The sequence below is a fragment of the Croceicoccus sp. YJ47 genome (assembly GCF_016745095.1).
In the GTDB taxonomy this organism is placed as follows: domain Bacteria; phylum Pseudomonadota; class Alphaproteobacteria; order Sphingomonadales; family Sphingomonadaceae; genus Croceicoccus.
This window is the reverse complement of the sequence record NZ_CP067087.1, coordinates 1,394,665-1,413,364: the sequence shown is the minus strand read 5'-3', so window position 1 is coordinate 1,413,364 and position 18,700 is coordinate 1,394,665. Positions and strand designations below refer to the sequence as shown.

The following is an 18,700-nucleotide window of genomic DNA, read 5'->3' as shown; positions in this document are numbered from 1 at the left end:
TTCTCGTACAACAGGCCGGTTACCAGGCGGCCGCACCCTTGTTTCCGCCCGGTCGCCGCGCGGTGGGATGCGAGGTGGACAGCCCGCCGTCAACCGCAATCGCCTGCCCATGGACATAGCTTGCCTCGTCGGAGGCGAGGAAGAGCGCGGTGTGCGCGATTTCCTCCGGCTCGCCGCCGCGCTGCAACGGGTTGAGCTGGCCGATCCGGTCCGCCTTGCCCGCCGTGCGCGCCTGTTCATATGCGCTGCGCGTCATGCCCGTCTCGATAAGGCCCGGACAGATCGCATTGATCCGCACCCCCGTCCCGGCGAGCTGCTGCGCCGCGGTCTGTACCAGGTTGATGACGCCCGCCTTCGACGCGGAATATTGCGCCGGTCCCGCGCCCGATCGCAGGCCGGCGACGCTCGCGGTGCACACGATCGCGCCGCCGCCACGCTCCGCAATCGCCGGCGCTGCAAGCTTCACCGCAAGGAACGGCCCGATCACATTGACGCGCAGCACATCCATCCAGTCCTCGGCACTGGCATCGAAGAAACCGCCGCGCGGGCCCCCGGTGATCCCCGCATTGGCGTAAAATATGTCCAGCCCGCCAAAATCGTCCTTCGCGCGGGCGATGGCGATACCGATGTCGTCCTCCGACGCCGCATCGCCCGTCACGGCCACGGCCTGCCCGCCATCGCTGCGGATCGTATCGACGGTCGCGGCGACGTCCTCGGCCCGGTCGAACGCGACGATGGATGCACCCTCGCGCGCGAACAGAATCGCGCTGGCCCGGCCGATGCCCGATGCGGCGCCCGTGACGATGGCGACCTTGCCGGAGAGACGCGCGCTCATATCGTGATGCCGCCATCGACGACCATCATCTGGCCTGTCATCCATGCGCCCGCCTGCGACGAGAGGTAGATCGCCGCGCCCGCAATATCGCGCGGATCGCCGAGCCGGCGCATCGGCGTGCGTGCGGCGGTGGCGTCGTGCACCTTTTCATCCTCCCAAAGGGCGCGGGCGAAATCGGTCTTCACCACGCCGGGCGCGATCGCGTTGACGCGCACATTGTGCTTGCCGTTTTCCACCGCGTAATTGCGGACGAGCTGAAAATCCGCGGCCTTCGACACGTTATAGGCGCCGATGGTGTCCGACCCGCGCAGCCCCCCGATGCTCGACACGATGACGATGGCGCCGTCCTCCTTCGCGCGCATGTCGGGGAGCGCCATCTGGCACAGCCAGTGGTTCGACAGCACGTTATTGTCGAGAATCTTGCGGAACTGGTCATCCTCGATCCCGTCCATCGACCCGTAATAGGGATTGCTCGCCGCGTTGCAGACCATGATGTCGACCGGGCCGAGATCGCTGCGCACCTTGTCCATCATGGCTTGCAACGCATCTTTGGACGAGATGCTCGCCGCGATGGGAAGCGCGGTGCCCTTGCCGTGGCGGTCGTCGATTTCGCGGGCGACATCCTCGCACGCGTCCTGCTTGCGGCTGCTGATGACGACTTTTGCGCCATGGGCGGCCATCTCCTCGGCGATGGCGCGACCGATCCCGCGCGAGGATCCGGTGACGACGGCGATTTTTCCGGTGAGGTCGAAAAGGGACATGGGTAAACTCCTGACGAATATGGGGAAAGGGCGTCAGCCGCGCGCGCCGGCGGCCTGCGCGAAACGCCACGCCTGCTGCGCGAGCGGAACGAGCCGTGCTACGGTCCGCTCGGCCTCGGCGCTGGAGGCATTGCCGTCGATCATGCGCTTCTTGATACCCTGCACGATGCCGACGAGGCGGAACAGATTATACGCGAAATACCAGTTGAGATCGGGAACGTCGGTCATGCCCGTCCGCTCGCAATAGATTCGCGTTGCCGTATCGAGCGAGGGAATACCCAGCGCGTCGAGATCGAGCCCGCCAAGCTGCGCCCCGCGGTCCCCGTGCGGCATCGCCCAGTTCATCGCGAGATAGGCAAAATCGGCCAGCGGATCGCCCAGCGTCGACAATTCCCAGTCCAGCATGGCGCGTATCGCGGCGCTGTCGGGTGCATAGATCAGGTTGTCGATGCGGTAATCGCCGTGGATGATCGCGGTACGCCCCTGCGGCGGGAGCGTGGTAAGCAACCATTCGATCAGTCGTTCGACCTCCGCAATCTCGTCCGTCTGGGAGGCGCGATATTGCTTGGTCCAGCGGCGCACCTGCCGTTCGAAATAGTTGCCGGGCGCCCCGTAATCGCCCAGCCCCGCCGCAACCGGATCGACATTGTGCAGCGTGGCGAGCGCCTCGATCATGCTGCGGTAGATCGGCCCTCGTTCCTGCGGCGTGCAATCGGGCAGGTCGCCGCGCCAGAACGTGCGCCCCTCCACCATGTCCATGACGTAGAACGCCGAACCGATGACATCGTCGTCCTCGCACAGCGCATAGGGTTTCGCGACCGGCACATCGGTGGGATAAAGCGCGCCGATCAACCGGTATTCCCGCTCCACCGCATGGGCGGACGGCAGCAGCGGGCCGAACGGCTTGCGGCGCAGCACGTAGCGGCGTTCCGGCGTGTCGAGCCGATAGGTCGGGTTCGATTGCCCGCCGGCGAATTTCGTCACCGAGGAAAGCTGCGAAAAACCGGCGACATGCGTCTTCAGCCAGGATTGCAGCCGCGCCTGGTCGAGTTCGGCACCGCGGGCCGCGTCTGCGCCCGTATTGCCGCCATTGTCTGGCCCGTCGTCCGTCATGGTCAAAACCGTCCCATCCTCTGTCCCGTGTTAATCTGTTTGGGGATACTCTATGTTCAAATCGCGCGTGGACGCAACCCGGTACGCGCGATTATGGTCCGCCGCATCCGGCGCGAAGGGACGATCTGCGTTGCGTGCATCGCCATCGAACGCGATTGGCCCGTGGATTGTACCGAATATTCGAAAAGGGGTTGTCGGGGCGGGCGGTACTCCCTTATCCCTGTGCGCGGAATCATCCGGGGGACGACTTATGGCCATCGATGCGGACACGATCATCGCCGATCTGGTGGGGCAACGCTACCTGTCCGACTGGCTCACCGTGGATCAGCCGATGATCGACCGCTTCGCCGATGCCACCGGCGATCATCAATTCATCCACGTCGATCCGCAGCGCGCCGCGAAAACCCCGTTCGGCGGGACCATCGCGCACGGGTTCCTGCTCCTGTCCTTATTGCCCCGCTTGCAGGGGATGGCGGACCGGCCGGAGATTCCGGGGCTTGCCATGGGGATCAATTACGGCACCGACCGCATTCGTTTCGTCCGCCCGGTGCATGCGGGAAGCGACGTACGCGCCGCGTTCCACATCGCCGAGGTCACGCAAAAGGCACCCGACCGGTTTCAGCAGACCATCGATGTCGAACTCCACACCCGCGGGCAGGATGGGCCCGCCTTGATCGCACGCTGGCTCGGGCAATTCGTGGTGAGGGGGTGAGCGGCGCCGCGCACATGCTGCGCGACCGGCGCGTGCCATTGGAGGGGGCGCGCAATTTCCGCGATTTCGGCGGCTATGCCGGTGCGGACGGGCGGCGCGTGCGGCGCGGCATGCTCTATCGCGCGAACCGTTTGTCGAAACTGACGCCCGGCGACATCGCCATGCTCGACACGCTCGCCATCGGGACCGTCTTCGACCTGCGCGCCCGGCGCGAACGGGAGGCCGACGTCACCGTGTGGACCCCGCCAGCGTTGCAGACCCATCATTTTCGCCCCGGGCACAAGCGCCGCTTGGTCGACATGGCGATGGACTATCCCGCGACGCGCGCCGGTGCGGCGGCCCTGATGCACGATTTCTATGCCGAGATGCCCTTTACCATGGCGCATGTCTTCGGCGAGATTCTCGCCCGCATTGCCGATGGCGCGGTGCCGTGCGTGATCCATTGTTCGGCGGGCAAGGACCGAACCGGCATGGCGGCGGCGCTGATCCTCGCGGCGCTGGGCGTGTCGCGGGACGATATCGTGACGGACTACACGCTCACCGCGCTCGCGCGGCAGGACGTGTCGGATCAGGCCCGCGCGGTTCAGGGGGATGGTTCGCGCAGCGCGTTCTACGAACGATTCGGCGCCGAGGCGGTGGCGGTCATGATGGACGCGCATCCCGATTACATCGGTGCGGCCTTCGATGCGATCACGGAAAAACACGGTTCGGTCGAGGGGTATCTCGACCATCTCGACGTCAACGAAAACATGCGGGACCGGCTGCGTACCGCCCTGCTGATAGAAGGAGAGGACACGCCATGAAAGCATTACTGTCGACCGCGGTGGGCGGGCCCGAAACGCTGGAGCTTCAGGATATTGCCGCGCCCGAACCGGGCGAGGGGCAGCTTGCCGTCAGGGTTCTGGCCTGCGCGATCAATTACCCCGATGTGCTCATCATCGAGGACAAGTACCAGTTCAAGCCCGAACGCCCCTTCGCGCCGGGCAGCGAAATCTGCGGCGAGGTGACGGCCATCGGCGCCGGGGTCGAGGGGTGGAGTGTCGGCGACCGGTTGATCTCGGTCACCGGGCATGGCGGGTTGGCGGAGCAGATGGTCGTCGTTGCGGCGAAGGCGTTTCGCCTGCCCGGCGGACGCGATCCGGCGGAAGGCGCGGCCCTGCTCATGACCTATGCGACGACGATCCACGCGCTGATCGACCGGGGAGAGTTGCAGGAGGGCGAAACGCTCCTCGTGCTCGGCGCGGCGGGCGGGGTCGGGCTGGCCGCCGTCGAAATCGGCAAGGCGCTGGGCGCGCGCGTCGTGGCCGCCGTCTCGACCGAGGAGAAGGCGCAGGCCGCGCGCGATGCGGGCGCCGACGATGTCGTGCTCTACGGCCGCGCGCCGTTCGACAAGGCGGAATCGAAGGCGCTCGCCGACAAATTCAAGGCCGCCGTGGGCAAGGGCGGCGCCGATGTGATCTACGATCCGGTGGGCGGCGATTATTGCGAACCGGCCCTGCGCTCCATCGCGTGGGAGGGGCGCTATCTCGTGGTCGGTTTCCCGGCGGGCATTCCGAAACTGCCGCTCAACCTCACCCTGCTCAAAAGCTGCGATGTGCGCGGCGTGTTCTGGGGCGCGTTTGCGCAGCGTGCGCCGGACCGCAACCGGGCCCATGTCGAACAGCTTTTCACATGGTGGGAGGAGGGTAAGATATCGCCCCGAATCGACCGGACCTAGCCGCTGAAAGACGGCGGCGATGCGATCCGCTGGCTCTCCGACCGCAAGGCGGTGGGCAAGGTGATCGTCACGCCGGGCTGAACGCATTCCGGCATCCCGGCACAGGAAAATGGCGGCCCCCATCGGGACCGCCATTTTTGTTGTGCCTTCCGGACGGGTTCAGGCGACGGCCTGCAACGGCTCCGAGGAATAGTTCATCATCGCATCGTAATTGGTGCGATAGAACATGTCCTTTTCGGTTTCATTGAGATCGTCCATCGTCGCCTCGAACAGGCCGACGGGATCCTTCGTCCCTTCGGGATGCGGGAAATCGCTGGAGAACATGAAGAGTTCCGGCCCGGCCTCGCGGATCATGGCGCCGACGTCTTCCTTGGGGAAGGGCGTGAATTTCACCGCGCGGCGGATATAGTCCGACGGCTTCATGGCGAGCGCTTTTAGATACTGATCCGTCTTGCCGAACGCGCGATAGGCGTAGTCGAGCCGGCGCAGGAAATCGGGCACCCATCCCGCCCCGCTTTCGATGACGCCGCCGCGAAGGTCGGGGAAACGGTCGAACACCCCGTCATAGACCATCGCGGTCAGGAATTCCTGCGGCGCGAAACACAGCGAGGTGAAATCGGCAAAGCGCAGGTTCTCGCCCCCGCCGTGAATGTCGGGCGACCGTTCGCGACCATTGTTGTGATAGCCCTTGGGCTGCGTGATGGTGCCGGTGCCGATATGCACCATGAACGGGATGCTGCGATCCGACAGCATCTGCCAGAACGCATCATGGTCGGGATGGCCGGGCGATTTGTTGCCGCATGGCATCGGCGCCACGCCCACCGCGCCGGCACCGGCGTCGATCGCGCGCTTCGCCTCGGCAAAGGCCATGTCCGCATCGTCGAGCGGGACATAGGCCACGTTCACGAGCCGCTTGTCTCCGTCGCAGAATTTCTGCTGCGCCATGTTGGCCGCCTTCACCAGCGCATATTTGTCGCGCAGGTTTTCGGCCCGGCCCATCGCGGCGAGGCTGGCGGTGGTAAAGACGAGCTGGCTCACGAAGCCATATTTGTCGAGCATGCGCGTGCGTTCGGACGTGTCGAACGCCCCGAACGCGAGCCAGCCCTTGTCCCCGCCGATGGGATCGGCGGCGGCGGCGGCATCCGCCTCCGGATCATGGGCGCGGCTCTTCGCCTTCTCGATCAGGCTGACGACGCGGCCCGACGTGTCCGCCTTGTAGAGATCGCCGTATTTGTCGCGCAGATCCTCGTCGAGAAATTCGTAGATCCAGTCCGCGGTTTCCATCGTGTGGCTGTCGGCGTCGTTGATGACGCGCCCGTATTCGTAATTCATCGTATCGCTCTCCTTGCATCCTGCCTGCCGTTCCATCGCCGGTTTGCGTCATCCGCCGGGCCATGGAGCACGCTGCGATTATGATGCACTATTAGAGTGCGAGTCAAGACGTTACCGATGCGGATAGCGGAACTGCGCGTCCACGACGTATGTTTCCCAGGCTTTATGGAATTTGTATCAGGTCATTGCGCCGCGATGTCGGTGCCTGCGGAAGGTGCGGGAAACTGGCGCTTTTCCAGAGCTTGGGTAAAGGAGGGGAAAGCCCCGCGCCCATCCGGCCGCGAAGGACAGAAGGACACGAGGATTGGCCGAGCACGAGAGTTCCGCAAGCCAGGCCGACCGGCGCGCGCAGATCGTCGCGGCTGCCCGTGCGCAGATCGCGCAGAGCGGCACGCTGCAACTCGGCATCGCGCCGCTGACCGAATCGCTGGGGATCAGCACGTCGCTGTTCTGGACCTATTTCGCGAATGGCGATGCGCTGGTGGCGGCAGTGTTCGGCGAGTTGATCGACGAATTGCACGCAGCCGGCCTTGCCCGTGCGGCGCGGGATGGCGATGCCGGAGATCGGTTGCTGCGTTGCGCGCGGATTTATCTGAAGTTCCTGTCCGGCGGGGGCCTGCCGCTGACCTATTTCGTGCAAGGGGACGCGCTCGCCCATCTGGGCAGCCATGTGTCGGAGCGGTTGCGCGCCGATCTGCGGCAATTGCTGCGCGCGCTGCGCCGGGATTTCAGCCTTTCGGTGCGCGAGGGGTTTGCATGGATCGAAATGCTCGCCGCCATTCCGGAGGAGCTGGGCCGGATGGTCGCTACGGGCGCGCTCACCCCGGACATGGCGGGCGAGATTTGCGACACTTTGATCGGTGCGGCGATCGACGCGGTTCGCCCTATTGCTCCGTCCCGCCCGGCCGGGTGAGAGCCGCGACCGCGCGGGTCCCTGCCATGACCGTCGCGAGGCAGAGCCGCGCCACGTCCCAGGAATCGTGCCGGTTCGCCGCGACCATGCCGCCCGCGCGCATGCACACCTGCGTCAGCGCCGCATTCGTCGCCTGCGCCCGCGCATCGGGTGCCGTGCCGTCCGCGTAAATCGCGGCCAGGATCTGGCTGCGCGCGCGGGCGCTGGCGATGGCGCGTTCGTCGCGCAGCCCTTCGCGCACCTCCGGCAATTGCATCAAGGATTGCAGCAACGGCCCGCGCAACGCCGCCTCGTGCAGATAGCCGGTAATCGACAGGACGAGCCGTTCGCGCGGATCCTGGCCGCGCGGCTGGCGCGAGGGGCGCCCCGGCCCGCCCCGCCGCAATTCGCGATAGGCCAGCGCCATCAGCAATTCGCGCCGCCCGGCATAGCAATTATGGGCCTGTGCCTCGCTGATCCCCGCATCGCGGGCCACCTGGCGCAGCGAAACTTCGCGCGGGCCGCGCGTCCGCGCAATCTCCGCCGCGATGTCGAGCAGATGTTCGCGCCGGCGTGCGATCGGCATGCGCGTGCGTTTCGGCACGGCATCCCCGCCGCCCGTCGCGACAATGGGAAGCGGCGGCTTCTCAACCGTGTCCCGCCCCTTCGCGGACCAGAATGCACGCGGCGGGCGCGGAACGTCCATCCGGTCGCAAAGGCGGGCGAAACCGGTGGGCGACATCCCGATCCGCGCCGCCGCCTGCGCAAGCGGCGCCGCCCACGCCAGCGCGTAAAGCTCCTCCCGCGAGGGGCGGGCGGGGGATGTCGCGTCGGTGTCACGGGCCTGGCTCATGGTGGCGCCGGTTATGCGCGCGTTCGCCACCTTTGCCAAATCGGATCATTTGTTTTGACGGGAGCTTTCGCGGCGCTGTCCCGTTATGGTTTCGTCCCGTCCGCCCGTCTCCGAACAAGTCCGAGAAAGCATCATGACCGATCCAAGCCGCAGCGCGACCATCCGGGGCGGGGGTATGTCCGCGCGGATCGATGCCGATGGCGCACAGCTCATGACGCTCGACGACGATGCGGCGGGGCCGCTGCTCTGGGATGGCGATCCGCAATTCTGGACCGGGCGCTCGCCGATCCTTTTTCCCGTCATCGGCTGTGTGGCCGGGAATGCCTACCGGCTCGACGGGCGCGAATATGCGATGACGAAGCATGGGTTCGCGCGCGACAATCGCTTTGCCCTCGACAGGGTCACGGCGGACCGCGCCCGTTTCACCCTCACCGAAAATGCGCGGCCCGGTGCCGACTATCCGTTCGCGTTCGCGCTTTCCCTGACCTATGCGCTGGACGAGGATGGGCTTTCGATGACGGCGTGCATCGCCAATCGCGGCGATCGGCCCATGCCGGCCAGTTTCGGGTTCCATCCCGCCCTGCGCTGGCCGCTGCCCTATGGCGGGGAGCGCGAGGACCACGCCGTGGTGTTCGCCGATACAGAGCCTGATCCGATCCGGAGGTTGAATCCCGATGGTCTCCTTCTGGACGAGCGTTTTGCGACGCCGGTCGACGGCGACACGCTGACCCCGCGCGACGCGATGTTTGCAGAGGATGCGCTGATCTTCGATGCATTGCGGAGCCGGCGCGTCCGGTTCGGCGTGCCGGGGCGGACGCGGCTGGAGATTGGCTTCGACGATTTTTCGGCGCTCGGCATCTGGACCAAGCCGGGGGCGCCGTTCCTGTGCATCGAACCGTGGCAGGGTATCGCAGATCCGGTCGGCTTCGACGGCGACATCTTTGCAAAGCCCGGCATCATGGCCATCGCGCCCGATGACACCCGCACGCTCACCATGACCATCAGGAAACTGCCCGCATGACCGATCTTTCGCAATCCATCGCCATCGTGACCGGCGGCGCATCGGGCATCGGCCGTGCCTGCGTGATGGCGCTCAACGAATCCGGTGCCCGCGTCGTCTTCACCTATCATTCGGAGGAGGACACGGCGCAGGACATCGCGGCCAAGACCGGCGCCATCCCGGTGCAGACCGACGTCGGCGACGAGGATGCGGTCGCATCGCTTTTCGCCCGGTGCGAGGAGGAATTCGGCACGCCGACCCTGCTCGTCAATTCGGCGGGGCTGAACATGAGCGGGACCTGCCTCGTCGACATGGAGCTTGCGCATTTCGACAAGGTGGTGCGCACCGACCTCTACGGTCCGTTCCTCACCTGCCGCGCCTTTGCCCGCGCGGCGAAGGAGGGCGGGCGCATCGTCAATATCTCCTCCATTCACGAGGATGCGCCGCGTGCAGGCGCGGTCGATTACGACGCGGCCAAGGGCGGGCTGGCGCAATTGACCGCGACGCTCGCGCTCGAACTCGCGCCGCGGCGCATCGCGGTGAACGGGGTCGCGCCCGGCATGATCCTGACGCCGATGAACGAAGAGGCGATGGACGACGAAGAGGTCCGCCGCAAGGCCGAGGCGAACATCCCGTGGGGCCGCGCCGGCACGCCGGAGGAGGTGGCCGCGCTGGTCGTGTTCCTGCTCTCCCCCGCGGCGGATTACATCACCGGGGCGACCGTCACCATCGACGGCGCCCTGTCGCAGGTGGTCGCACCCGGCGCCTGAATGCGGGCGGTGAACGCGGCGGGGGTTCAGCCGTTCGTTTCGGCGTCGGTGCGCTTCACCGTCTTGTGCTCATCCTCGATCAGCCCGCGTTTCCAGTAGCTGGAGAGATAGAGACGGTCGGGGCCAAGGGCGCGTTCCTTGCGCAGATATTCGCGCAGACCCTTCATGCTCTCGAACTCGCACGCGGCCCAGGCATAGGACAGGTCTTCCGGGAACGGCGCGCCGCGCACCGCGTCGATCAGCATCGCGGGATTTTCGCCCAGCTTCGGATCGACGAGCCAGTGGATCGCGACCCCGTCGGGCGCCGCGATCTGCTGCCGGTCGGCCTCGTCCCGGATGGCGATGAATGCCGTGCCGGTCGCATCGCGGCGCGCCCGCTCCAGATTGACGGCGATCGCGGGCAGGGCGGTCATGTCCCCCGCGATGAGGAACGGCCCGGCCGTATCGGGAAGCGGTTTCGCCGCGCCCGGCCCGCCGACCTGGATCGTGTCGCCCACCGCCGCCGTCATGGCCCAGCGCGTCGCCGGTCCGCTCTCCGCATCCTCGCCATGCAGCGCGAAATCGATGTCGAGCCTGTCGGCATGGTGGTGCCGGATGGTGTAGGTGCGCACGCGCCGAGCGTCGCCGTCCTCGATCATCAGCTTGACATAGCCGCCGTCCTGTTCGGTCGGAAACCCCTCCATCCCCGCGCCGCCAACGGTGACGCGATGCATGTTCGGGGTAAGGCGGCGGCTGTCGATGACGGTCAGCAGGCGGGGTTCGGGGCGGGGCATAGGCGGTTCCTTCTCTGCAATATGCGCCGTCTCATGCAGAAGCGTTCGCCATGATGCAATGCCGCGCCGCGTATCATCCGGTCGCAGCATCCTGGCGCCCGCCCGGTGACCCCACCGCGGCGTGGAACGCGACATGCGCATTGGCGAGCGCGGCCTCGCTGTCGATAAGCGACTGGCGGCTGGCGATGAGCTGGCGCTGCGCGTCGAGCACGTCGAACAGCGAGGTCAGCCCTTCGCGATAGAGGGCGTTCGACTGGCCGAGCGCAGTCTCGCTCTGCTCGATCGCCTCGCTCAGCGCGTCGATCCGCTGCCCATAGGCGTCGATGGCGACAAGCGCGTTTTCCACCTCGCGCAGCGCATCGAGGAAGGTCGCGCGATATTCGGCGAGCCTCGCATCCGCCTCCGCCTCCGCCGCGGCGACCTCGGCCCGGCGGCGTCCGCCGTCGAAGATCGGGACGTCGAGCGCGGCGCCGAGCCCGAGGAGGAAATCCCCGAACAGCCCGCCGAGCGTTCCGTCGCCCAGCACCAGATTGCCCGGAATGGTCAGCGAGGGGCGCAGGTCCGCGCGCTCGATCCCGATATCCGCCGCCGCCCTTACGAGCCTTGCCTCCGCCGCGAGAATGTCGGCCCGCCGGCGCAGCAGATCCGCCGGCACGCCCGCATCCGGCCCGCGCGCGAACACCGGGATCCCGGCGGACAGCGACGGCGGCGCGAAGGCGCCCGGCGCCTCGGCAAGCAGCACGGCCAGCGTGTTGGCGGCATCCGCCCGCGACAGCGCGATGAGCCCGCGGCGCGCCTGCGTCTGGGCAAGGTCGGCGGCGGCGCGCCGCACGTCGAGATTGGCGGCAAGCCCCGCCTCGTACCGCAGCGTCACGATGCGCAGCGTCTGCTCCTGCAGGCCGGTCGACTGGTCGAGCAGTTCGAGCTGTGCCCCGGTGCGGCGATATTCGATATACTGGCTGGCAATGGCGGCAGCGACGAGGCGGCGCCGGTCGGCGAGGACATAATCGGCTTCGGCGTAATCGGCGGCGGCGGCGCGGATTTCGGCGGCCAGCCTGCCGTTAAGGTCGGGATTGAACGCCACCAGAAGCCCGGCCGCGCCATCCACCGTGCTGTCGCCCGAAAGCGACACGCCCGCCTCCGCCGTGCCGTCGAGCCGGGGCAGGCGATCGGCCCGTTCCGCACGCAGCAGCGCGGCCGCGGCGGCCAGCCGGTCGCCCGCCGCGTCAATGTCGAGATTGGCGGCCAGCCCCCTTTCGATCAGTGCGGCCAGCACCGGATCGTCGAAGCCCTCCCACCATTCCTCCGCCAGGCCGGAGGGCGGCAGGTCGCCCGCATATTCGGGCGGGGCGGAGACGACCGGGGGCGTTACGACGACCGGCGTGGCGGCACAGGCGCACAGGGCGAGCGCCGCGACGCAGGGCGGGATTTGGCGCAATATCATGCCGGCGCGCCCACCGCGTCGGTATCGCTGGTCTCGATCTCCTCGCGCAGGCGGTTCGCCTCCACATTGCGCGGCGTCTCGAACCGGGCAAGGGCGAGATAGATCACCGGCGTCAGGAACAGCGTGAAGATCCCGGCCAGCCCCAACCCGCCGAAAATGACCCAGCCGATCGATTGCCGCGCCTCCGCGCCCGCGCCGCTCGCGAGGATGAGCGGCACCGCGCCCAGCACGGTGGAGATCAGCGTCATGGCAATCGGGCGCAGGCGGATCGCGGCGGCTTCCTCCACCGCTTCGCGCACGTCGCGGCCTTCCTGCCGCAGCTGGTCGGCGAATTCCACGATCAGGATGCCGTTCTTCGCCATGAGCCCGATGAGCATGACCAGCCCGATCTGCGAATAGATGTTGAGCGATATGCCCGACAGGAACAGCGCGAACACCGCCGCCGCCAGCGCGAACGGCACGGTCAGCACGACGACCAGCGCGCTCGTCAGGCTTTCGAATTGAGCGATGAGCACGAGGAACACGATGACGAGCGCGAAGCCATAGGTCAGCAACAGATCGTTCGACGTTTCATCGAGGCTTTCCGCCTCGCCCTGCAGCAGCATGTCGATGCCGGGGGCGACCGTTTCGTCCGCGAGCCGCTCGATCTCGTCCACCGCGTCGCGCAGCGGGGTGCCCGGCGCGATGTCGGCGCCGATCTCGATTGCGCGGCGCTGTTCCGTGCGGTCGAGTTCCGCCGCGATGCCCTGTTCATCGAACCGCGTCACGCTGGAGAGCGGGATGAGCGCGTCGCCCGTGCCGCGCACGTAGATATTGGAAAGATCGGACGGCCCGCTCACGCTGACCGCCGGGGTGGTGAGGAACACGGGCACGGCCTGATCCCCGACGTTGAGATCGATGAGATCGTCGCCGCCCACCATGGCGCGCAGGGCCTGCGATATATCGTCGAGCGCCACGCCGAGATCGGCAGCGCGCTGCCGGTCGATGCGGATCGACAATTGCGGCTGCGTCGGTTGATAGGAGACGTCGGCATTGGACAATATGTCCGATTGCGTGTCGATCGCGGCGGCCAGCGCCTGCGCCGATTCGTAGATTTCGGGATATTCCGCCCCGGTCAGCGCCACCTCGATCCCGTCGTCCCCGCCGCCGAAGCTCAGCGTGCCGCGCCCCCGCGCACTGGCCCGCGAACCGGGAATATCCTCCAGCGGTTCATTGAGCGCCTCGACGATTGCGGTCTGGCTGCGGTCCCGCGCGTCCCAGTCGGCAAGCTGTGCCGTGACGCGAATGCGGTTGGGGTCCCACTGGCCGACGACGGAAAACGTGCTCCTGATCTCGCCGCTTTCGAGATAGGGGGCGAGCACCTGCTCGATCTCGTCCATTTCGCGGTCCATGAAATCGATGCCGACCCCGTCCGGCCCGCTGGCGTCGACGGTGATGACGCCGCGATCCTCATCCGGGACCAGCTCGTTTTCAAGCTGCGTATAAAGCAGCCCCGCCGCGACGGCGAGCACGACCGACACGATGCCGACGAGCCGAGGCCGGTCGAGGCACCGCTTCAACCCGCTCTCGTACCGGTGCGTCACCGCGGTGCCCCAGCGCGACAGCCGCCCCGGCGCCTCGTCCCCGCTCGTCAGGTCGAAGCGGGAGGCGAGCGCGGGCACGAGGCTCAACGCGACAAAGCTCGATATGATGACCGCGACCGCCAGCACGAAGCCGAATTCGCGAAACAGCCGCCCGGCCTCCGACGGCAGGAAGCTGATCGGCACGAACACCGATACCAGCACGGCGGTGGTGGCGATCACGGCAAAGAACACCTGCCGCGTGCCGACGACGGCGGCCGCACGCCGCCCCATGCCCGCATTCTGCAACCGCTGCGCATTTTCGAGGACCACGATCGCATCGTCCACAATGAGCCCCGTCGCCAGCACCAGCGCCAGCAGGGTCAGCAGATTGACCGAGAACCCCATCATCCAGATGCCCGCGATCACGCCGACCAGCGCGACGGGAATGGTTGCGCTGGGCACGATGGTGGGCCGCCAGGCGCGAAAGAACAGCAGCATCGTGCCGATCACCACCGCGATCGTGAAGGCGAGCGTGATCAATACCTCGCGCACCGAGATGCGGATGAATTCGGCATCGTCCGACACGACATCGATCTGGATGTCGTCGAACCGTTCGTTGAGCGTGTCGACCCCGCCCCGAATCGAATCCGAAATCTGGATCGTGTTCGAACTCGCCTGCCGCACCACGCCCAGCCCGATGATCGGCCGCCCGTCCATCCGCACGAAATTCGTCGCATTGGCAGGCGCGAACCCCGCATCGGCCACGTCGCCGACCCGGATATTGCCCGCGATCACGACATTCTCGATCCGGGCGGGCGAGGTCGCGCTGGCCTCCGCCCGCACGATCAGCTCCTGCGCATCGGAACGGAACGAGCCGACCGGCACGTCATAGGGCGCGGTGCGCAGCGCATCGGCGACGTCGACGATGGTAAGGCCGAACCGGTTCAGCCGCGCCGGGTCCACCGACACGCGCATCTGCCGCGGGCGGGTGCCGAATTCCTCGATACTGGCGACGCCTTCTGCGGTGAGCAGTTCGGGCACGATGTCGTTCTCGACGATCTGCGTCAGCTGCGCCTGATCGTAGCGGGTGGATTGCACCGCCAGCGTCATGATCGGCTGCGCGTCCTGATCCGCCTTCACGATGCGGACCTGTTCGACGCGTTCGGGCAATTCGCGGGTGACGCGGGCGACCGCCTCGCGCACGTCGCTCGCCGCGGTGTCGAGATCGACGCCGGGGTTGAACTCGGCCCGGATGCGCGAATTGTTCTCCTCGCTCGACGCGCTGATCTGCCGCACGCCGGACACGCGGGCGACCGCATCCTCAAGGACGCTCGTGACCTCCGCATCCATGGTTTCGGGCGCGCCGCCGGGCAGGGTCGCGCTCACCGACACGATGGGCCGGTCGACGTCGGGAAGCTCGCGCACCTCCACGCCGAGCAGGGCCGCAATCCCCGCGATCACGATGAGGAGGTTGAGCACCCCGATGAGCAGCGGCCGCCGGACCGCGAGCATGGGAAGGCCGGATTTATTCTCCATCGCGGCCTGTGTCATCGCGGCCTGTGTCATCGCCGCCTGTGTCATCGCCGCTCGACACGGTGACATCCTGCCGGGCGGGGCCGCGCGGCTGCACGAGGCGGATGTCCTGACCATCGCGGATCTTCTGCACCCCTTCGACGATCACGCGATCGTCGCGCGACAATGGCGCATCGACAAAGACCATGCCGTCACGCCGCGCGGTGATGGTGACGGGCACGCGCACCGCCTTGCCCCCGCGCACAACGAAAAGATGCGATCCCTCTCCGCCCCAGACGATTGCCTGTTCGGGCACCGCCGGGCGCGCCTCGCCATTGCGGGTGAAATTGACGCGGAAACTCATGCCCGGACGCAGGCGGTCGCCATCGTTGGGGATCGCGGCGCGGACGATGAAATCGCGGCTGTCGGCGGAAATGCGGCTGTCGGTGGCGATGACGCGCGCGTCGATGGTGCGGTCGGGGTCGGAAAAGGGCGTGACCTGGATCACCTGTCCGGGTTGCAGCGCACTGAAAATCGCCTCGGGCGCGGGGAAATCGACGTAGAGCGTGCCGCGCCGGTCGATGCGCGTGATCGGCGTGCTGTCGTTGACGCGGTCGCCGCGGTCCACTTCGGTAAGGCCGACATGGCCCGAAAACGGCGCCCGGACCGTCCGGTCATAGAGCGCGGTCTGCGCCTGTTCGAGTGCGACGCGGGCCGAGGCGAGGGCGGTTTCGCCGGTCTCGATCTGGCTTTCGGAAAGCGCGCCCGTATCCTCGATCCGGCGATAGCGGGCGAGCAGCTGATCCGCCTCCCGCACATCGACGCGCGCGGCCTCCACCGCGAGCCGCTCGGCCCGCGAATCGAGGCGGAGAAGCGGCGCACCCTCGCGCACGTAATCGCCGGCGGAAAACAGCACCTCGGTCACGCGGCCCTGCGTTTCGGGAAAGATTTTAGCCGATGTGGCCGCGCGGGCGGACCCGATCGCCTCGATCTCCAGCGTTTGGGGGAGAGTGCGTATGGCCTGTGCGACGACGGCCACGGGCGCCCGCTCCTGCGCGGCTTCCTCCCCCGAACAGGCGGAGAGCATGACGAGCCATGCGACGCAGAGCAGCCGGAAGTGCGATGGGACCATGTGCGTAGCCCTAACGCCTTGTGGCGATAGGGCAAAGCGATTGTGTCGGGATTGCCGCCCGGTCCGCATGCAGAGTAAATCGTAATGCAAATCACTTGCAACAAGCACGGCAAATGGTAAGGACGCCGCCGCACGCCCAAGAACCGGAGACTTTCGCAAATGACCGCCGTGACCCCGTTCCTCCTCGCCACCGCCGCGGCAACTGCTGCCAGCGGCGCCGCCACCGGGGCCGCCGATGATTTTCAGCCGCGCGACGAGATCGTGGTCACCGGCGTGCGCTCCGAAGGGAGCGACGATTACGCGGTCAAGGAACAGCGCACCGCAACCCGCCTCCCGCTGAGCCAGAAGGAAACGCCGCAGTCGGTGAGCGTCGTCACCCGCGCCCAGATCGAGGATTTTCAGCTCAACGACGTCAACCAGCTTTTGACCACCGTGCCCGGTGTCAGCGTGCTCGCCGCCGAGACGGACCGCGTTTATTATTCGGCCCGCGGGTTCGATATTCAGACGTTTCAGATCGACGGCGTGGGCCTGCCCTTTGCCTTCGGCATTCAGACAGGTTCGATCGACACGGCGATCTACGACCGGGTGGAGGTCGTGCGCGGCGCGACCGGCCTTTTGTCGCCAACGGGCAATCCCTCCGCGCTGATCAATTTCGTGCGCAAGCGGCCCTACCGCGATTTTCAGGCGGGGGTGAGCGCGCAATACGGCTCCTTCGATCACAAGCGCATCGACGCAGATGTCAGCGTGCCGCTGACCGCCGATGGCAGCGTGCGATTTCGCGGCGTGGGGGCATGGCTCGATACCGGGAGCCACCTCGACCGGTACGAACTCGAACGCTGGACCGGATATGGCATCGTGGAGGCCGATCTCGGCCCCGATACGGTGGTGAGCGGCGGCTACGCGCATCAGGACCATCAAAGCCAGGGCTCGCAATGGGGCGCGATCCCGCTCACCTATACCGACGGCACGCGCATCGCGTTCGACCGGTCGGCGAATACCGGGCCGAAATGGTCGGGCTGGGGCGTGATCGACCGGCAGATCTTTGGCGACATCACCCATGATTTCAACGCGGACTGGTTCGTGCGCGGGACGATCATGCGCCGCGCGGCGAGCGAGGCGGACGAGATTTTCTACGTCTTTGGCACGCCGGATCGCGAAACCGGGCTCGGCATTCTCAGCTATCCCGGCAAATTCGGCGGGGAGACGCGCAACATCACCGTCGACGCGCATGTCGGCGGCAAGGTTTCGGTCGCCGGGCGTGAGCATGAGGTCATGTTCGGCGGTGTGCGCGGCACGCAGGATTACGTGCAGTCGTCGGCCTATGATGTGTCGGCCAACTTCAATTCCATTCCGGTCAATCAATTGTTCGACGGCACGTTCCCCCGGCCCGACTTTCCCGAGTTGCAGGAAAGCCTGAACGTCGAATCGAAGCGGGAGAGCCTTTACGGTCTCGTCCGGCTCAACCCCGCCGATGCGTTCAAGCTCATGGTCGGCGGCAGCTACTCCCACGCGATGAGCGAGGGCGTATCCTATGGCGCGCCGCAGAATTTCGACGAAAGCAAGCTGCTGCCCTTCGTTGGGGCGACCTTCGACCTGACGCCGACGATCTCCGCCTATGCAAGCTATACGACGATCTTCAATCCGCAGATCGAATATTTCGACATCGACAATCGCCGGCTCGACCCGATCACCGGCGATAATATCGAGGCCGGGCTGAAAGGCGAATGGATGGGCGGGCGCCTGTTCGCGAGCGCCGCGATCTACCGCGCGAATCAGAACAACGTTGCCGAGGCGGCCGGGTTCGACGAGGCGCTCGGCCGGCAGATCTACAAGGGCGTCGATGCGAAATCCGAAGGGATCGAGGCGGAAATCGCCGGTTCTCCCATCGAAGGCCTGCAACTCACCGGCGGCATCAACGTGATGCGCGTGCGGGGCGACGATGGCGAAGCTGTCCGCACTTTCGTCCCGCGCAACACGGTGCGGCTGAACGCGGTGTGGACGCCGCAGATGCTCGACGCGCTCAAACTCGGCGCATCGGTGCAGTATCAGAGCGATTTCTACTACGAACCGGGGCGGCAGTCTGTCACCACCGGCGAGGAGGTGCGGATCACGCAGGGCGGCTATGCGCTGGTGAACCTGATGGGGTCCTACGCGCTGACCGACAATATCGGGCTGGCGGTGAATGTCCGCAATGTGACGAACGCGAAATATCTGTCCTCGCTGACCTTCGATCAAAGCTATTACGGGGCGCCGCGTTCGGTGCTCGGCACGATCAGCTTCGGGTTCTGAGCC

General features: G+C 66.6%; 15 protein-coding genes and 1 pseudogene. 7 read left to right on the top strand and 9 right to left on the bottom strand.

Annotation, left to right across the window (positions count from 1 at the left end; translation table 11 throughout):
• Window positions 1-19 precede the first annotated feature (19 nt).
• From JD971_RS06920 to JD971_RS06910, 3 genes are read right to left on the bottom strand one after another with little or no spacing between them, the layout of a single operon-like run.
• Entirely contained in the window at window positions 20-835 is an 816-nt protein-coding gene (locus tag JD971_RS06920) for an SDR family NAD(P)-dependent oxidoreductase (RefSeq protein WP_202086871.1), read from the bottom strand.
• Window positions 832-1,596, bottom strand: coding sequence for an SDR family NAD(P)-dependent oxidoreductase (locus JD971_RS06915; protein WP_202086870.1), 765 nt, complete (start codon window positions 1,594-1,596; stop codon window positions 832-834). The genes JD971_RS06920 and JD971_RS06915 overlap by 4 nt, the downstream gene beginning before the upstream one ends.
• Before the next feature lie 33 nt (window positions 1,597-1,629).
• Window positions 1,630-2,709, bottom strand: coding sequence for a phosphotransferase family protein (locus JD971_RS06910; RefSeq protein ID WP_202087434.1), 1,080 nt, complete (start codon window positions 2,707-2,709; stop codon window positions 1,630-1,632).
• 250 nt (window positions 2,710-2,959) lie between these two features.
• Between JD971_RS06910 and JD971_RS06905 the strand changes: the two genes are divergently transcribed.
• From JD971_RS06905 to JD971_RS06895, 3 genes and pseudogenes are all read left to right on the top strand, one after another.
• Complete coding sequence (locus JD971_RS06905; RefSeq protein ID WP_202086869.1) at window positions 2,960-3,421, top strand: MaoC family dehydratase; 462 nt, start codon at window positions 2,960-2,962, stop codon at window positions 3,419-3,421.
• A complete protein-coding gene (locus tag JD971_RS06900) occupies window positions 3,418-4,224 on the top strand; it encodes a tyrosine-protein phosphatase (protein ID WP_202086868.1) in 807 nt (268 codons plus the stop codon). Before JD971_RS06905 ends, JD971_RS06900 begins: the two co-directional genes overlap by 4 nt.
• Window positions 4,221-5,219 (top strand): annotated as a pseudogene (locus JD971_RS06895) (NADPH:quinone oxidoreductase family protein). The gene JD971_RS06900 and the pseudogene JD971_RS06895 overlap by 4 nt, the downstream one beginning before the upstream one ends.
• A gap of 78 nt (window positions 5,220-5,297) precedes the next feature.
• Here JD971_RS06895 and JD971_RS06890 read toward each other — a convergent pair.
• Window positions 5,298-6,470 carry an amidohydrolase family protein gene (locus tag JD971_RS06890; protein ID WP_202086867.1) on the bottom strand — a complete coding sequence of 391 codons (1,173 nt, stop codon included), beginning with the start codon at window positions 6,468-6,470 and terminating at the stop codon, window positions 5,298-5,300.
• 304 nt (window positions 6,471-6,774) lie between these two features.
• On the opposite strand from JD971_RS06890, the gene JD971_RS06885 reads away from it, so the two are divergent.
• Window positions 6,775-7,383, top strand: a complete 609-nt coding sequence (locus tag JD971_RS06885) for a TetR/AcrR family transcriptional regulator (RefSeq protein WP_202086866.1) — start codon at window positions 6,775-6,777, stop codon at window positions 7,381-7,383.
• Here JD971_RS06885 and JD971_RS06880 read toward each other — a convergent pair.
• Window positions 7,355-8,215: a TetR/AcrR family transcriptional regulator gene (locus JD971_RS06880; RefSeq protein WP_202086865.1), complete on the bottom strand. Its 861-nt coding sequence runs from the start codon at window positions 8,213-8,215 to the stop codon at window positions 7,355-7,357. The genes JD971_RS06885 and JD971_RS06880 overlap by 29 nt on opposite strands.
• Before the next feature lie 133 nt (window positions 8,216-8,348).
• On the opposite strand from JD971_RS06880, the gene JD971_RS06875 reads away from it, so the two are divergent.
• A complete protein-coding gene (locus tag JD971_RS06875) occupies window positions 8,349-9,236 on the top strand; it encodes an aldose 1-epimerase family protein (protein WP_202086864.1) in 888 nt (295 codons plus the stop codon).
• Window positions 9,233-9,985: an SDR family NAD(P)-dependent oxidoreductase gene (locus JD971_RS06870; RefSeq protein WP_202086863.1), complete on the top strand. Its 753-nt coding sequence runs from the start codon at window positions 9,233-9,235 to the stop codon at window positions 9,983-9,985. Before JD971_RS06875 ends, JD971_RS06870 begins: the two co-directional genes overlap by 4 nt.
• 26 nt (window positions 9,986-10,011) lie before the next feature.
• On the opposite strand, the gene JD971_RS06865 is transcribed toward JD971_RS06870, so the two are convergent.
• From JD971_RS06865 to JD971_RS06850, 4 genes are all read right to left on the bottom strand, one after another.
• Window positions 10,012-10,758, bottom strand: coding sequence for a siderophore-interacting protein (locus JD971_RS06865; protein WP_202086862.1), 747 nt, complete (start codon window positions 10,756-10,758; stop codon window positions 10,012-10,014).
• A gap of 73 nt (window positions 10,759-10,831) precedes the next feature.
• The gene (locus JD971_RS06860; RefSeq protein WP_202086860.1) at window positions 10,832-12,202 is read right to left on the bottom strand and encodes an efflux transporter outer membrane subunit; all 1,371 of its coding nucleotides are present in this window, start codon (window positions 12,200-12,202) and stop codon (window positions 10,832-10,834) included.
• Entirely contained in the window at window positions 12,199-15,330 is a 3,132-nt protein-coding gene (locus JD971_RS06855) for an efflux RND transporter permease subunit (protein ID WP_236672325.1), read from the bottom strand. The genes JD971_RS06860 and JD971_RS06855 overlap by 4 nt, the downstream gene beginning before the upstream one ends.
• Window positions 15,290-16,408: an efflux RND transporter periplasmic adaptor subunit gene (locus JD971_RS06850; RefSeq protein ID WP_202086858.1), complete on the bottom strand. Its 1,119-nt coding sequence runs from the start codon at window positions 16,406-16,408 to the stop codon at window positions 15,290-15,292. The genes JD971_RS06855 and JD971_RS06850 overlap by 41 nt, the downstream gene beginning before the upstream one ends.
• 159 nt (window positions 16,409-16,567) lie before the next feature.
• Between JD971_RS06850 and JD971_RS06845 the strand changes: the two genes are divergently transcribed.
• Window positions 16,568-18,697 (top strand): TonB-dependent siderophore receptor, encoded by a 2,130-nt coding sequence (locus JD971_RS06845; protein ID WP_202086856.1) that lies wholly within the window; start codon window positions 16,568-16,570, stop codon window positions 18,695-18,697.
• The last annotated feature ends 3 nt before the right edge of the window (window positions 18,698-18,700 follow it).

What these genes read in the sequence shown, in the direction of transcription:
- JD971_RS06920 (WP_202086871.1), bottom strand. Translation starts at nt 835, where the DNA reads ATGAGCGCGCGTCTCTCCGGCAAGGTCGCCATCGTCACGGGCGCCGCA.
- JD971_RS06915 (WP_202086870.1), bottom strand. Translation starts at nt 1,596, where the DNA reads ATGTCCCTTTTCGACCTCACCGGAAAAATCGCCGTCGTCACCGGATCC.
- JD971_RS06910 (WP_202087434.1), bottom strand. Translation starts at nt 2,709, where the DNA reads ATGACGGACGACGGGCCAGACAATGGCGGCAATACGGGCGCAGACGCG.
- JD971_RS06905 (WP_202086869.1), top strand. Translation starts at nt 2,960, where the DNA reads ATGGCCATCGATGCGGACACGATCATCGCCGATCTGGTGGGGCAACGC.
- JD971_RS06890 (WP_202086867.1), bottom strand. Translation starts at nt 6,470, where the DNA reads ATGAATTACGAATACGGGCGCGTCATCAACGACGCCGACAGCCACACG.
- JD971_RS06880 (WP_202086865.1), bottom strand. Translation starts at nt 8,215, where the DNA reads ATGAGCCAGGCCCGTGACACCGACGCGACATCCCCCGCCCGCCCCTCG.
- JD971_RS06875 (WP_202086864.1), top strand. Translation starts at nt 8,349, where the DNA reads ATGACCGATCCAAGCCGCAGCGCGACCATCCGGGGCGGGGGTATGTCC.
- JD971_RS06870 (WP_202086863.1), top strand. Translation starts at nt 9,233, where the DNA reads ATGACCGATCTTTCGCAATCCATCGCCATCGTGACCGGCGGCGCATCG.
- JD971_RS06865 (WP_202086862.1), bottom strand. Translation starts at nt 10,758, where the DNA reads ATGCCCCGCCCCGAACCCCGCCTGCTGACCGTCATCGACAGCCGCCGC.
- JD971_RS06860 (WP_202086860.1), bottom strand. Translation starts at nt 12,202, where the DNA reads ATGATATTGCGCCAAATCCCGCCCTGCGTCGCGGCGCTCGCCCTGTGC.
- JD971_RS06855 (WP_236672325.1), bottom strand. Translation starts at nt 15,330, where the DNA reads ATGACACAGGCCGCGATGACACAGGCCGCGATGGAGAATAAATCCGGC.
- JD971_RS06850 (WP_202086858.1), bottom strand. Translation starts at nt 16,408, where the DNA reads ATGGTCCCATCGCACTTCCGGCTGCTCTGCGTCGCATGGCTCGTCATG.
- JD971_RS06845 (WP_202086856.1), top strand. Translation starts at nt 16,568, where the DNA reads ATGACCGCCGTGACCCCGTTCCTCCTCGCCACCGCCGCGGCAACTGCT.